11 protein-coding genes are annotated in these 15,613 nt (G+C 39.2%); 6 read left to right on the plus strand and 5 right to left on the minus strand.

Annotated features, from left to right (window positions below; translation table 11 throughout):
* Positions 1-37 precede the first annotated feature (37 nt).
* The gene (locus NSTC731_RS13755; protein WP_445631294.1) at positions 38-664 is read left to right on the plus strand and encodes a DUF416 family protein; all 627 of its coding nucleotides are present in this window, start codon (positions 38-40) and stop codon (positions 662-664) included.
* 212 nt (positions 665-876) lie between these two features.
* Entirely contained in the window at positions 877-1,512 is a 636-nt protein-coding gene (locus NSTC731_RS13760) for a DUF416 family protein (protein WP_445631295.1), read from the plus strand.
* A gap of 200 nt (positions 1,513-1,712) precedes the next feature.
* On the opposite strand, the gene NSTC731_RS13765 is transcribed toward NSTC731_RS13760, so the two are convergent.
* Complete coding sequence (locus NSTC731_RS13765) at positions 1,713-2,450, minus strand: DUF4886 domain-containing protein (protein WP_445631296.1); 738 nt, start codon at positions 2,448-2,450, stop codon at positions 1,713-1,715.
* Between the two features lie 605 nt (positions 2,451-3,055).
* Between NSTC731_RS13765 and NSTC731_RS13770 the strand changes: the two genes are divergently transcribed.
* The 4 genes from NSTC731_RS13770 (at position 3,056) to NSTC731_RS13785 (ending at position 9,830) form a co-directional block, all read left to right on the plus strand.
* The gene (locus NSTC731_RS13770; RefSeq protein WP_445631297.1) at positions 3,056-4,450 is read left to right on the plus strand and encodes a hypothetical protein; all 1,395 of its coding nucleotides are present in this window, start codon (positions 3,056-3,058) and stop codon (positions 4,448-4,450) included.
* A gap of 245 nt (positions 4,451-4,695) precedes the next feature.
* Entirely contained in the window at positions 4,696-4,977 is a 282-nt protein-coding gene (locus NSTC731_RS13775) for a hypothetical protein (protein WP_445631298.1), read from the plus strand.
* Positions 4,978-5,081: 104 nt separating this feature from the next.
* Positions 5,082-6,254, plus strand: coding sequence for a TRC40/GET3/ArsA family transport-energizing ATPase (locus tag NSTC731_RS13780; RefSeq protein WP_445631299.1), 1,173 nt, complete (start codon positions 5,082-5,084; stop codon positions 6,252-6,254).
* Positions 6,255-6,524: 270 nt separating this feature from the next.
* Complete coding sequence (locus NSTC731_RS13785) at positions 6,525-9,830, plus strand: GAF domain-containing protein (RefSeq protein ID WP_445632086.1); 3,306 nt, start codon at positions 6,525-6,527, stop codon at positions 9,828-9,830.
* Positions 9,831-10,006: 176 nt separating this feature from the next.
* Here the strand turns inward: NSTC731_RS13785 and NSTC731_RS13790 are convergent, their stop codons facing one another.
* The 4 genes from NSTC731_RS13790 to dnaA all read right to left on the minus strand — a co-directional run bounded on the left by NSTC731_RS13790 (position 10,007) and on the right by dnaA (position 15,587).
* On the minus strand, positions 10,007-11,446 hold the full coding sequence (locus NSTC731_RS13790; RefSeq protein ID WP_445632087.1) for an SAM-dependent methyltransferase: 1,440 nt from the start codon (positions 11,444-11,446) through the stop codon (positions 10,007-10,009).
* Positions 11,443-12,105, minus strand: coding sequence for a restriction endonuclease (locus NSTC731_RS13795; RefSeq protein ID WP_445631300.1), 663 nt, complete (start codon positions 12,103-12,105; stop codon positions 11,443-11,445). The genes NSTC731_RS13790 and NSTC731_RS13795 overlap by 4 nt, the downstream gene beginning before the upstream one ends.
* 377 nt (positions 12,106-12,482) lie before the next feature.
* On the minus strand, positions 12,483-13,646 hold the full coding sequence (gene dnaN / locus NSTC731_RS13800) for a DNA polymerase III subunit beta (RefSeq protein WP_445631301.1): 1,164 nt from the start codon (positions 13,644-13,646) through the stop codon (positions 12,483-12,485).
* A gap of 558 nt (positions 13,647-14,204) precedes the next feature.
* Positions 14,205-15,587, minus strand: a complete 1,383-nt coding sequence (dnaA, locus tag NSTC731_RS13805; RefSeq protein ID WP_445631302.1) for a chromosomal replication initiator protein DnaA — start codon at positions 15,585-15,587, stop codon at positions 14,205-14,207.
* Positions 15,588-15,613: the final 26 nt, after the last annotated feature.

The raw sequence follows: 15,613 nt of genomic DNA on the forward strand, positions 1-15,613 counted from the left end.
TTCCAACAAATATTGACAATACAACTAAACTATAAAAATGAATCTCAAGTACCGTCAATTCTATATATTGGAGCGAGAACTAGAAGCTCTTCCACCGATGCATCGAGTGGCATTTGCGGCAGCTTGTTGCGAGAGATTGTATCCACACTATGATATTTACTTGCGAACAGCTAGAGAAGATGATTGGGATGGAGAAGATTTATTTAGAGTAGCACTCGATGAAATCTGGGAATTTTTGGCAGGAAAAAAGGTTGATGTGGCAAGATTTCGTCAACTTTATTCAGATTCCGACCAAAGCTACCCCGACTATGAAAACGTAGAAACTCCAGAAGCACAGAGAGCCGCAAGTGCAATTCTCTATACTTTAGAACTTTGTTTAGATCCAAGCGTACAACAGACTATTTTAGTAGTAGAAGAAATACATGAAACTCTTTTTATCTATATAGATTATTTATGCCAGTGTGAAGACGGATATTCAGAAGATATGTCTCACGAAGAACTAGTAGAAATAGTTTCCAACCATCCGTTTACAGTACGAGAAATGGCAAAACAAAGCGAAGACTTGCGGCGCTTGCGAGAAACTCCCACTTTAACTCCTGAGTTTTTACAATGGCTGCGTACTTCTTCTGAAAATGGTGGTAAAAGTCTGTTAGATTTAAGTTGAGAAAACAATCGTGAAGGGTAGGAGTATAGAATTCAAGAAAACATAGCAGAAAATTCTCACATCAATTAATAATTGTTTTAATAACTGCTGACATACAACTAAATTGAAAATCATCTAAATTAAATAATCAAATCAAATAAAACTCTTGTGGGGTCGGCATCTTGCCCGCCCTAATTATACAAATTAAATGCAGAGCAGCTTAAACTATAAAAATGAATCTAAAATACCGTCAATTCCATATATTGGAGCGAGAACTAGAAGCTTTTACACCGATGCATCGAGTGGCATTTGCGGCAGCTTGTTGCGAGAGATTGTATCCACACTATGATATTTACTTGCGAGCAGCTAGAGAAGATGATTGGGATGGAGAAGATTTATTTAGAATAGCACTCGATGAAATCTGGGAATTTTTGGCAGGAAAAAAGGTTGATGTGGCAAGATTTCGTCAACTTTATTTTGATTCCGACCAAAGCTACCCCGACTATGAAAACGTAGAAACTCCAGAAGGACAGAGAGCCGCGGATGCAATTCTCAATACTTTAGAACTTTGTTTAGATCCAACTGCACAACAGACTATTTTAGTAGCAAAACAAATACACCAAACTCTTTTTGAGTATATAGATTATTTAACATGCGAGTCTGAAGACGAAAACTCGGAAGATATTTCCGAGGAAGAAATAGTTACCAACCATCCGTTTACAGTACGAGAAATGGCAAAACAAAGCGAAGACTTGCGGCGCTTGCGAGAAACTCCCACCTTAACTCCTGAGTTTTTACAATGGCAAATGGAATCTAACCTTGCTAGACTTTGGAGCGATAATTTGCAGGGCAAAAAATCCTCTTTGTAATGATTGCCCTCTTTCAGCAAAGTGCAATTACGTCCAAACGCAACGTAACTAAAATAAAAAGTATTGTTATAAAACTGCTTGCAGAATTTGAGAATTAGCAATTAATTTATTTGCGATCGCATTATCTTAGAGCAGTATAAAGGAAAAATCAATGAATCTAAAGTACGGTCAATTAGATATATTGGAGCAACAACTGGGACTTATGAATTCTTTGTGACGATGTACTCAACTAATTGTTGAATCATTTGGGCATCTGTTTCACTTAAACTTTCTAACTCAATTCTATTGTTTTCTTGTGGCGTACTAGAGTCGCTACTATATATACGACGAGTCAAGCCTACAGGACTATTACCATAAAATGTTGTATAGAATACACACGCTGCTACATACGATCCAATCGGACTAGGGTGGCTTCGATCCGAACTGTAAAGGTTTAATTTCAGATTCGCTTCTTGGATTTTTTGCCAAGCTATTCCCACAGGTGCAACTTTAGCTTTCAGTTCTTGAGCAATGTTCGTGTAAGCATCAGTCAATATCTGTTGCGTTTCTGGTTTATTTTGCTTTGCCCAAGTTAAGTAAAATAGTGTTTGGGAATTAACTCGTTTAATTTCGGCATCAAACAGAGTAGCGTACTTGTACATTTCCTGGGGATTAGTAATTGGTAAAGTACTTTGCTCTTGCAGTACTACATAATCCCAGCGTTTCGCTTTCAAAAGTTTGAGTGCTTTACCACGTTTCCAGTGGTTTTGAAGTGTCGCTCCACCAATCACAACCATTTCAGTTTCTAAGGTTTTAGTTTCTTTTGCCGAGGCAGCTAACTGTTGTGTCAACCAAGGAAGATCGTTGAAATATGTATAACTGTTCCCAATAAATAAAACTCTGATTACCTGTTGTTCGCCTACGGGTAAAGAATTTCTCTGAATCTGCCTTGCTAGCATATTAAACAAGAAAATTATCAAAAAGAGGAATAAACATACATATACTATCTTGGTATTGCTCATCATCCCTAAAATCTTTGAAGTATAACTTATTCTTGGACAGGATTTTTTTGGAAATAGTTCTGGCTATTGATGAGTTGATGAAATTTTTTCCCAAGAGATTGCAAATTTTACCTAACGTAAAACTTTGTAAGTTATTTTGCAATCATATTGCCTCAATTATCCAAAATTACTTTAGTTGATGAACTAGATACACTCCTCTATCCCCCTTGCCTCTTAATCGTTTTTTGATGGGGGAGAGCGAACAACTACGGTTGGCTGACTAATTTGATTTGGGTCTTTGATTTTGACGCTACCCGTAATTTCTGTAATTTTGGCAGACTATGAACTTTTATAAAAAATTGGCTGGCTCTGCATAAAATTTGTGCGCCCAACGTAAAGTAAACAGGTACTAGCTTGATGAAGATGAATTGTCATGTACTCGATCTGTTATTGCTTAATCGTTGTTTAGAAACTACTGCTTATAAACTTAGAAAATTCTTCTTCAAAGAGCAAGATTTTCAGAGATTAAAACTTCAACACACACAATTGCGGAAAATTATATTATGTCCAGACTAATTGTTTCTTTACCCCCATTCATAGGCACTTCTGGTTCCGATCTAGCGGTGGGACAAGAGGATAACGCAATCCCAGCAATTGGAATTGAGGTTCTAAAAAACGGAGTCATCGATACTAAAGCAGGTAACGATACTATCGAGGGTAGTGGCACCGGCGGCGACGACACTGACGTTGGTGGCACAGGCACAGGCATTGCTAACAGTGGCATCATCAATGCAGGGAGTGGAGACGATACTATCTCTGGCACAGGCAGTGGTGGTTCCGGCTATAGAAACTTTCAACCTGGTACAGGTATCTCTAACACTCAGGGTGGTTACATTAATGGAGGAGATGGAAAAGATTTGATCGAGGGAACCGGAACCGGAGGTGACGGAAGTGGAATAGGCATCGCGATAGGCATCCAAAACATTCACAAAAACCGCATTGATGGAGGATTTGGGGATGACTCTATCTTTGGAACTGGAATTGGAGTATTTGAGGGGAATGCGATCGGAATCTCTAACACTGAGGGCAGCAACATTAATGGAGGAGAAGGGAACGATTCCATCAAGGGAACTGGAACTGGTGGAATTAGTAGTACTGGAGGAGAAGGTACAGGTATCTTCAACAGTGGTGGTAGCAACATTAGTGGAGAGAAAGGAAACGATTCTATTGTTGGTATCGGCAAGGGCAGTGATGCAATGGAAGAACCTTTTAGATCGTACGATGCGGGTAGGGGTGTAGGCATCTCCAACAGCAAGGGTAGCACGATCGCTGTTGGGCAGGGAAACGACTATCTCTCTGGCACAGGCACAGGCGGTGCAGGGTTCTACGCTGATGACCCTTTTGGGCAAGGGCCAGTGGAGCTTGCACCTGGTGTAGGTATAGGCATTATTAACAGTGGCACAATCAATTTAGGCGATGGCAATGATACCCTTATTGGCACTGGCATTAGTCAAGGCACAGGTATTCTTAATACTGATGGCATTATTTATCAAGGGGCAGGAGCTGATATCCTTACTGGCTATGGTACCAGCATTGGCATTCAAGGCGGCACCATTGATGGCGGAAACGGTAACGATAAATTCAAAGCTCGTCGAATTGATGCTAACGGTAATACTGTTTCCGATCAAGGGGGTGCTATTGCCAATGTCTTGATTAAGGGTGGAGGTGGAAATGACATATTTGATGTTGGTTACGGTAATGCCACGATCGATGGTGGATCGGGATCGGATAAGCTAATTCTGTCCGATCTCAAAAGTGATTACATTATTACAGGTACAGGCAGCCCGAACAATTACACCATTAAGCGTGATGAGTTCACCTTGAATGTCTTGAATGTTGAGGAAATTGCTTTTAGTGGCGTTCCTTTACAGCAAAATGTGCTTGGGACTGTGAATTAGGAATTTCCAACAAATAAATTATCCAATTTTGTGGAGTGGGATGAGGGCTTGATAACCGCAGCAGTCGGTTATCTGAAGTGCAACAATAACACTTCACTTTTTGTATGCGAGTAAACAACCCCGATCGCAATTTTTAGATAATTCAACCATAGTGCATAGTAGCACAACTGCCCTACTGGGGATTGAAACAAAATCCCTCAATACTTTAGAGTTAATAATAAACTCAACTGCAAAGCGCGATCGCAATGACTGATAAAGAACTCAAACATCTAATTGAGAGTAATGCTAAAACAGTCCAAGCTATGTTAGATGAAATGGCGGAAGCACGACAAGAACGCCAAGAACTCCGAGAAGGAATGCTCCAAATTCAGAATGCAGTCGCACAGTTAACGAATATACAAGAGAGAATAACCAATTTACTAATTTCTATTGATGGCGATCGCCCCACAATTCTTAAAAAACTCTCAGCACTGGAAACTAAGCTTGACCAGTTATTGCAGCAAAACCTAACGGATGAGTTAGGGTGAATACTCATAATAATGCCTAGACGTGTTGAAACAACATTTATTTTCCTTAAACAGTCGATAATGTAAATAAATGTAAAAAATTCTCAGGCAGGATAAAAGCATCTATGCGTGTAATTTTAATGACTGGTAAAGGCGGCGTGGGCAAAACTTCTGTCGCGGCTGCAACTGGACTCCGTTGTGCGGAACTAGGTTATCAGACGTTGGTTTTAAGTACAGATCCCGCCCACTCTCTTGCAGACAGTTTTGATATGGAATTGGGACACGCACCCCAAAAAATTCGCCCAAATCTCTGGGGTGCGGAACTGGATGCGCTGCAAGAACTGGAGGGAAACTGGGGTGCTGTGAAACGTTATATTACCCAAGTTTTACAGGCAAGGGGTTTAGATGGCGTACAGGCGGAGGAATTGGCAATTTTACCAGGCATGGATGAGATTTTTGGCTTGGTAAGGATGAAGCGCCATTACGATGAAGGTGAGTTTGATGTCTTAATTATCGACTCAGCCCCCACCGGCACAGCACTGCGTTTGCTGAGTTTACCTGAAGTCGGTGGCTGGTATATGCGCCGTTTTTACAAACCATTTCAAAACATCTCGGTAGCACTTCGACCTCTGGTTGAACCTTTTTTTAAACCAATTGCTGGTTTTTCGCTACCTGATAAAGAAGTAATGGATGCACCTTATGAGTTTTACGAACAAATTGAAGCTCTGGAAAAAGTATTAACAGATAACACTCAAACCTCAGTGCGTCTAGTAACAAATCCCGAAAAAATGGTGATTAAAGAGTCTCTCCGTGCCCATGCTTATCTGAGTTTATATAACGTTGCAACAGATTTAGTCGTGGCTAATCGCATTATACCGAGCGAAGTCCAAGATCCATTTTTCCAACGTTGGAAGGAAAGTCAGGAGCAATATCGCCGAGAAATTCACGATGATTTTCACCCTCTACCTGTAAAAGAAGTTCCCCTATTTTCTGAGGAAATGTGTGGATTAGCTTCATTAGAACGCCTGAAAGAAACTCTTTATAAAGATGAAGATCCAACTCAGGTTTATTACAAAGAAACAACTCTTAGAGTAGTGCAAGAGGAAAATCAATACAGCTTAGAACTTTACTTACCTGGTATTCCTAAAGACCAAGTTCAACTCAGTAAAACTGGAGACGAATTAAACATTACTATTGGCAACCATCGTCGTAACTTAGTTTTGCCACAAGCCTTAGCAGCACTACAACCAGGGGGAGCAAAGATGGAAAATGACTATCTAAAAATCCGCTTTGCTTAGAACACAAGAGTTGAATTTTGTTGAACGTTACTTTGTCAACAAAAAGTTAAAACTAAAATGCAAGAAATTTCTCTTGTAGCTAGTACAGACGCAATCTTTTTAGCGTCTGTTTTTATGATTTTTTGGTGAATTTTAATCAAAGCCAAAAAAATATTTTTATTAATGATTTGACCGTAGTTTTACTGAAGACAAAATGATGAAATAAATTTCACAATGTCTTTAGATTTAATTATGCCAGTTTTCAAATTATTAATTTATTTTGCTATAACAATGACCTCCAATCCCGAACAAGATTTGCCCTTATGTCGCGATGAAGAAAGTTTACTACGCCGCATTACAAACCGTATCCGACGAAGCTTAGAGTTAGAAGAAATTATCACAGTGACAACGACAGAAGTGCGATCGCTATTAAAAACCGATCGAGTGATGATTTACAAATTTCATCCCGATGGTAGTGGTCAAGTGATTGCTGAATCAATTAATAAAAATTGTTTGCCGTCGCTACTAGGGCTAAATTTTCCTTGCGATGACATCCCATCTTATGCCCGCGAACTATTTATCAAATCACGCGTGCGTTCTGTTGTGAATGTTGAGACTAAAGAGATTGGTCAAATTCACCTGCGTGACTTGGATAATGGAGATATCTCAGAGGAGATCCGTTACCGCCCTGTAGACCCCTGCCATATTGAATATTTGACGGCAATGGGGGTAAAATCCTCTGTAGTAGCGCCTATTCTCTATCAAGATCGACTTTGGGGGCTGCTGGTTTCTCATAATTCTGAAGCGCGTTCGATTTCAAAATATGAGCTAGAAGCAATACAAATAGTAGTCGAGCAGCTGTCAATGGCGATCGCTCAAAGTACCCTTCACACTCAAGTTCGCAAAACAGCCGAACGAGAAGCGATCGTTAACCGCATTGCTACCCTATTACATTCACTGCCGACGATTGTCTTACAGCCAGCCCTAGAAGCTGCTGTTGCTGCCTTTAATGGTGTTGGTGGCAGGCTTTGTATTAGAAATGAAGCTCTTGATTTCCACAATGGCAACGTCACCAGCTTAACAGAATGCTTAATACCAGGAAATAGCTGTATCAAGCTTTATATCTGTGGAGAACAACCTGTAATGCCAGAACAAACTATATATCCACTAATCGAGCAATATAGTCTCTGGCAGGAACACTACAAGTTTACTAACTACGATGTTTGGGCGATTTCAGATATATATAACACTCCTGGGTTGCGAAGTTTGCAAGTTGCTTTTCAACCAACTAAAATTCGCAGCATATTGATGATCCCACTCCAGTATCGTCAGCAGTTGTTGGGCTACTTAAGTATTTTCCGCAATGAAGTAGATACAGAAACTTTATGGGCGGGACAGCATGAGTGCGATCAAAGGCAACAGTATCCCCGGCGATCCTTTGAGGTTTGGCGCGAATCTAAAACAGCACAAGCTCAAAAATGGACAATTGACGAGATTGAACTGGCTAGAAACCTCAGTAAACATTTTGCTTCCGCAGTTCAGCAGTATGAACTACACCAACAAGTACAAGTTTTTAATGAAAATTTAGAAAAACAGGTTAGAAGACGCACTGTTGAGTTACAACGGACAGCTGAACAAGAACAGGCTGTGTTTAAAGTTATTGCCGAGATTCGAGAATCTTTGGACACAAATACGATTTTTCAGACCACAACTAAAGAAGTTTGTCAATTAATCAAAGCCGATCGCGTTTCTGTTTATCGTTTCGATGCTAATTGGGGTGGTGAATTTGTCGGAGATTTCGAGGCTGCTAGTCCATACTGGTCGAATGAGTCCGAACTAGGTATTAATACTATTTGGAATGATACCTACTTACAAGATACAGAAGGAGGACGTTACCGCCACAATGAAACATTTGCAGTCGATGACATCTACAAGATGGGGTTTACTCAGTGTCATATCGACAATCTAGAGCAGTTTCAAATTTACGCTTTTGTGCTTGCGCCGATTTTTGTTGGACAAAAACTTTGGGGTTTGTTGGCAACTTATCAACACACTGGCCCTCGGCAATGGAAAACTTCTGAAGTTAACTTCCTCAGTCAGATTGCTGCCCAAATGGGCGTAGCACTCCAGCAAGCTGATTTACTATCTCAGACACGACAACAGACATTAGATTTGCAACAAGCAGCAGAACAACAACGGGTATTGTTTGAAGTTGTGGCGAAAGTTAGAGAATCTCTCGATCTAGATGCGATTTTTCAGGCAACTACCCAAGAAATTTGTAAATCACTACAAGCGGATCGAGTTGCAGTCTACCGCTTCCAGGCTGATTGGAGTGGTGAATATATTGCTGAGTTTGTAGGCGATAACTGGTTAAAGTTAGTAAGTTCAGATACCAAGACAGTTTGGCAAGATAGCTATTTGCAGGAAACCCAAGGTGGGCGATATCGTCACAATGAAACTTTTGCAGTTGATGATATCTATGAAGTTGGCCACTCTCAATGCCACGTTGCAGTTCTAGAACAAATTCAAGCAAGAGCTTATGCGATCGCACCTATATTTATCGGGCAACAGCTATGGGGCTTGTTAGCAGCTTACCAGAATTCTGCACCCCGCCATTGGGAAGCTTCAGAAATTAAATTTATTACTCAAATTGCCAATCAGCTTGGGGTTGCACTCCAACAAGCCCAATTACATAATCAAACCAAAGAGCAGACGCAAAAGCTGGCTGAAGCTTTGCATGATTTACAGCAAACTCAAACCCAACTGATCCAAACTGAGAAAATGTCCTCATTAGGTCAATTGGTAGCTGGTGTGGCTCACGAAATTAATAACCCCGTGAACTTCATTTATGGCAACATCAATCATGTCAACGATTACACCCAAGATTTACTCAGTATTCTAGACCTTTATTTGCAAAATACTTCCAACCCTAGTCCTGAAATTAGCGATCGCGCCTTCGAGATCGACTTAGAATTTATCATCGAGGATTTGCCCAAAACTCTATCTTCCATGAAAATTGGGGTCGATCGCATCCGGCAGATTGTCTTGGGTTTACGGAATTTCTCTCGTCTTGACGAAGCAGAAAAAAAACCAGTTGATATTCATGAGGGCATTGATAGCACCTTGCTAATTTTGCAACATCGCTTGAAAGCAAAACCAGAAAGTCCGGCGATTAAATTAGTCAAAGAATACAGCAACCTTCCCTTAGTAGAGTGCTATGCCGGGCCGCTAAATCAAGTATTCATGAATGTTTTAAGCAATGCGATCGATGCTTTAGAAGATTACACGCAATCTCAATCAAAATCTCATAGTAGTCAAATTACTATCCGTACTCATTTTGGAGAACTTGAAGGCAAAATCAAGAGTGTAGTAATTCGCATTGCAGACAATGGCCCAGGAATACCCGAAGCTATGAAGGCAAGAATTTGCGATCCATTTTTCACAACTAAGCCAGTGGGAAAAGGCACTGGCTTGGGGTTATCGATTAGTTACCAGATTATTGTAGATAAACATGGTGGTGTGTTGAAATGTGATTCTCAGCCGGGGTTAGGTACAGAATTTTGGATTGAAATTCCGATTAAACAAATTCGTCATTAGTCATTGGTCATTTGTCATTTGTCATTGGCAAAAACTTTTACCTTTAACTAAAGCGTATTACCGATCTCCAAATTTTTGAAGAACTTGGGGTTCTAAATCAAGGTTAAATGATATTTCATACTACAGTAATTGGATTTTGATGACAAGCAATAATTGTATTGTTAAACAACACATTATCATACTAACCTTGCTAAAGCTGCCAAGTTTAAGCTATTTAAAATAGTAGACTTAATTGGACGTTTTTCATCCCAAAATATTAGAGATAAATAAAAATCTTTTGCTAATGAAGAAGTTAAAAGCTTATATGATTCGTATGCACTTTTCTCATCAACAAAGCTGAGAAAGTAAACAGTATCATCAAAAATAGGAGGCTTGTCATTTATTTTACCAATTAATCTAAAACTTAATTTTTTATAAAGTCCACAGATTGCTATTTTCCAAGGTGCAAAAGTATATGAGCCAACACCAAAAATAGAAAATCTGGGGCTATTTTGATAAATCTTACTTTTCCTATTATTTAAAAGACTTTCATACTTTTCTAAATATGCCCATGTTTTAGGTGCTAAATCTTTTATAAATTCAGTAGACTCGCCAACAAAACTTTGAGGAACTAAAATATATCGATCGGTCACTTTTGTTTTATTTTGGGCAACAGAAGAACCTTTAACTAAAGGGAAAATATAAGTTTCTTCGAGTTCATAAGATTCTCCTAGCCCGTTTATAAAATAGTCATTATTTTTGCGAAATTCCATGACGCTAGCGCAATCATGCTTAATACCAGAACGCCATTTTGTTTTTGATTGCTTATTGTATAAGCTTTCTACTTTTTTAAATGTAATCAAATCCCTAACCAGAATATTATTTAAATAGCCTATACGAGAGCAAACTGAGCTTTCAAGACTATCAAATACATCACAATAATATTTTTGTGAGTTGGAATCAAATTTACAGAAAAATAAGCAAGCTTCAACAGCAGCATCAAAATATTTCTTAGAATCTATCTTATAAACTGCACAGTAAGCAAGATTTAGCTTTTCCGAATAGATATAATTTAAAATTTTTCTAGAAACCGAAGTTTTACAAAGCACCGCTAGATAACTGTTATGTTTCTGTAAGTATTGTACAAACTGTATGAGCATCCATTCTGATATATCAAAATTACTTTTTCCCGTAATTGCATCTAAACCAGTATGATTTTGAAAATTGCTCTTTTTAGGCAAATTTACGCCCCCAATACTACCCTGTTGTGAGTTTGTTACCCAAGGTAAATTACCAAGCACTAATATTTCTTCATTTGATTCACCTATTAGTGATAACCAATCTACTTGAAAAAAATCCTCACATTTAATTTCAATCCTTTGGTCATGTAAAAACTTTTCTTCTTCTAGAATCTGTCTAAAGTAATCAAGGTTTAATTCAATTCCTAAAATTTTTTTTGCTGAGTCAAAACAAGATGAAGCAGCTTCAACAAAATTTCCTATTCCACAAGTAGGCTCAATTATAATATGTGGCTTAACACCAAGCTCTACTAACTTTTTACATACCCGATCGGCTAATTCTATCGGCGTTTGAAAATCGCCGTATTCTACTTTAAGTTTTTGAACAGTACGCATCAGGGATTAGCTCTATAAACGGTAATTATACCTTTTTCTTGACCAGCACGTTCTATCACTCTCCCATACTGAAGTCGCCATTGTAAAGCATTGGAAATCGTTAAAAATCCCTGTAAAGGTGGATTTCTCAATATTTCATTCGCGATGTTACTTGCTTCAAGTTCGTCAACTGGCAAATTGCGGTCGAGCATAAAAGCAATTAGGTCATCTTTATTACCTTCGTTCTCTAAAATACTAGAAATTCCACGTGTCATCTGGAAATCTGCGGTTCTTTCAGCACTTACGTAAATCGTATGCAAAATATTCAGAGTAGCCGTGCGGTTTATACTATTATCTGCCTTATCGTAGACAAAGATAAGCAACGAATAGCCAAGCCCAAAAATTTTTTGGCGTGCAGATTTGAATGGGCATGATGATTGTGGTTGTCTAACACTTGTTACCTTCATATCTATAAGCAACCCCGGAAAATCAATACCACTCGCAGAGTTACCTTGTATGAAATCGTACTTAGCTTTTAAGTAAAGTCGAAATTTCTGTTCCAGGTAAGTTCCGACAGCTTTTCCATCAGTAACACCATACAGCAGAGGTTCTGGATGCTGAGACTCGGCTAATGAAAATATTTCAGCTTCTAAACAGAGGATTTCTGCTGTCAAAATCGGCATAGGTAAAGGAAAACACAGGGTTAAACACCATATTTTATATTATTGACAAACTTCTCACTCTTGTGGAATGAATCAGCCCTGCCGCAAGCAAAGAGCAGGGCTGTTTCATCCGAAATTTCAGGGATTTTGTCAAGAGTATGAGTCAGAAATTTGCTTGAGTGGGAAAAACAAAAACTACCACCTCAACCAGTAAATTTAAGTGCAATCGTCATTTTTCTGCCCAATCAGATTTTTAAGTCACCTGATTTTTTTGCTTGGAACGCTTGTAAATCAGTGCCTTTTAGGGAATGAATCAGCCCTGCTTGCGGGGAGGGGATTAAGGGGTGGGGTGCAATGACGTGGGAATCATAACTAATTATGCGGACATGATATCACCTCTAACTTCTAAGTTGCACAGGCATAGCTAAATAGGTCATTTTCAAACCACTCAATGGTGTAAAAATCACTGGAGTTAGGCTTTGATTCAAATGCATTTGAATTTCAGAAGATGGTAACTCTTTCAAGCCTTCCATCAAATATTTAATGTTAAAGGCAATCTCGATATTTTCACCAGAAATTTGTGCAGGCATTGATTCTCTACCACTGCCTACATCTTGAGCTTCACAAGATAAGGTAATTTCTTGAGCTTCGCTATCAATACTGAGTTTAACAATATTATTTTTCTGATCGGCTAATACAGCAATCCGCTCCAAAGTGCTGACAAATTGTCGCCGTTCAATTGTCACTTGTCGCTCAAATTGGCGCGGAATTAATTGTCGATATGCAGGATATTGCCCTTCTAATGTACGACTAGTCAAACGTTGATTTTGCCATCCAAATACAACTTGACCTCGATCGAAATATAAAGCTACAGGTTCATCTGATGAAGCGCTATGAGCTAGCATCCGTTGGAGTTCGCGTAATGCTCTCGCTGGTACTGTCACCTCTAGTTGACTAGTTCCCTCTAGAGGACGCTCGTTGCTAGTTTCTACTACTGCGAGGCGATGTCCGTCGGTAGCTGCAAATTCTAGGGTGTCTTGTTTAACTGTTAAATGCACACCCGTGAGTACTTGCTTGGTTTCATCAGCACTAGTAGCAAACAATGAACCCCGTAATCCCTCAATTAATGCAGTGGTGGTGAGATGGATTACTTCTGTATTTTCAATTACAGGTAGTTCGGGAAATTCTTCAGGCCCCATTGCTCGGACTTGGTAATGTCCGCTTTTGGGTGTGAGTGTGACAATTAAACCTTCTCCACCAGATGTTGCACCTGTCAAGGCTGATTCATCGTCTAAAGTGATTTCGCCTTCTGGAAGACGAGAGGTGATGTCTACAAGTAACTTAGCAGGAAGTGCGATCGCCCCACTTTCCCATACCTCTGCATTAAAGCTGGTGCGGATTCCCAAGCTAAGATCGAAGGCTGTTAAGCTTACTTGGTTAGTTTCAGCATCCGCTTGTAACAGCACATTGGCAAGTACTGGATGAGTTGGTCGTGAGGGGACTGCACGACTAACGAGTGAGAGGTTTGTACTGAGATCGCTTTGGGAGCAAACTAATTTCATAAGTCAGATACAGCTTGTGAAAGATATCGTAACATCCTTATGTTTATAGGCGATCGCTATTTGTTTGATTAGCATGTAAGTATAATCCGCCATCAGTATTGCTTCTTTACTGCAAACTGTAACAATTTAAACATCTGCAACACATATTCTTCCATGTATAAGAAACCCTTAAGTATTTCCATGAAAGTGCGATCGTCAGCTAGCTAAAATCTATTTGATGAGTGAATAAGTTTGTAGTAAGGACTTTAGTCCTTGATTTGAGCGCTAAAGCGCTGACTACAAACTCAGCAAACTTAACAGATTACTAGAAAACTCCACAATTTCTATTGCAATTATAGTTAGGCAAGTTTACCTTGTGGAAAACTTGTGGAAAAGTACTTGAGTTTTTCCACAAGGTAATTATACTCAATTAAATTTTCACTGTAAAATATCAAGTTTTCCCCAGTTTTTTGCACAATATAAGTTAAATTTAATCAATTTTTAGACGTTACTTAATATTCTTGACCCGTCAAAGCTCATAATTCAGACTCCTGCTTGTGGAAAACTTAAAATAAATCTTCAGGATGGTTTTTGAGAACGGCTAGTCATATTGATGCGATCGCTCAATTCACGTAGAGTTTGTACTAAGGTGCGATCGCTCTGCTGAAGTTGAGTAATTTTATCGCAACTATAGATTACCGTTGTATGGTCTTTACCACCAAACTCCTCGCCTATTCTCGGCAAACTCAAGGTCGTGTGTTGGCGCATCAGATACATTCCTAATTGACGCGCCCAGCTTATCTCTCTTCGTCGCGAGTTACCTTTGAGGTCATCTATTGAAACATCAAAATTATCTGCCACCACCTTTAAAATTGCTTCTGGGGTAGCTGCCATTTTTTCGTTAGGCGGTTCTAAAACTGGCGTGATATTGTCCACCGTCATCGGTAAGCCCCAAATAGAAATATAAGCCACCGCCCGAATTAAAGCTCCTTCTAATTCTCGAATATTAGAAGTATAGTTAGAAGCAATGTACTCTATCACATCGCGGGGAAGACTAATATTTTCATCCTCAGCTTTTTTCTGTAAAATTGCCATTCTCGTTTCTAAATCGGGCTTTTGGATATCTGCAATTAAACCCATAGAAAACCGAGAACAAAGACGTTCTTGCAAGCTAGGAATTTGGTTAGGCGGACGGTCGGAAGCAATGACAACTTGTTTACCAGCTTCATGTAAAGTATTAAAAGTATAGAAAAATTCCTCTTGGGTATATTCCTTTCCTTCAAGAAACTGAATATCATCAACTAATAAAACATCAGCCGCTCGGTAATGCTCTCGGAAACTTTGCATACTATCCTTACGGATAGCTGTAATTAAATCATTAGTAAATTGCTCAGTAGAAACATAAAATATTTTACAATTAGGAAAAATTGCATAGCGATAATGACCAATAGCTTGCATCAGATGAGTTTTACCCAAGCCGACACCACCGCATAAAAATAAAGGATTAAATTCTTTACCTGGAGATTCTGCAACTGCCAAAGAAGCAGCATGAGCCATACGATTGTTAGCACCAACTACAAACCGCGAAAAGACATATTTAGAGTTTAAGTCAGTAGTTTGATGATTATGATTAGGAACAGCTTCAGAAATACTGCTGGAATTTGGTGATTCCCAAGCAACCTCTCGTTCACTAAAATGAGAAACTTGATCGCCTTGATCAACGGTAATGTAAATTCCCACGGGATGACCGAGAATATCTTGGACTACATGAGCAATAGTATTGATGTAATACTTCTGTAACCAATTACGAGCAAATGGGTTAGGAGTGCGGATAATCAAACAATTATTTTCTAATCGCTCTGCACTAGCAGTTTTGATCCAAGTTTCAAAGGTAGGTCGGGATAGTTCAAGCTTTAAGCGCTCTAGTACCTGAATCCACAGACTTTCTATGGGAATTTCCATTATCCACCACCTTTGCTGCTAATCGT

This window comes from Nostoc sp. DSM 114167, from assembly GCF_052692655.1.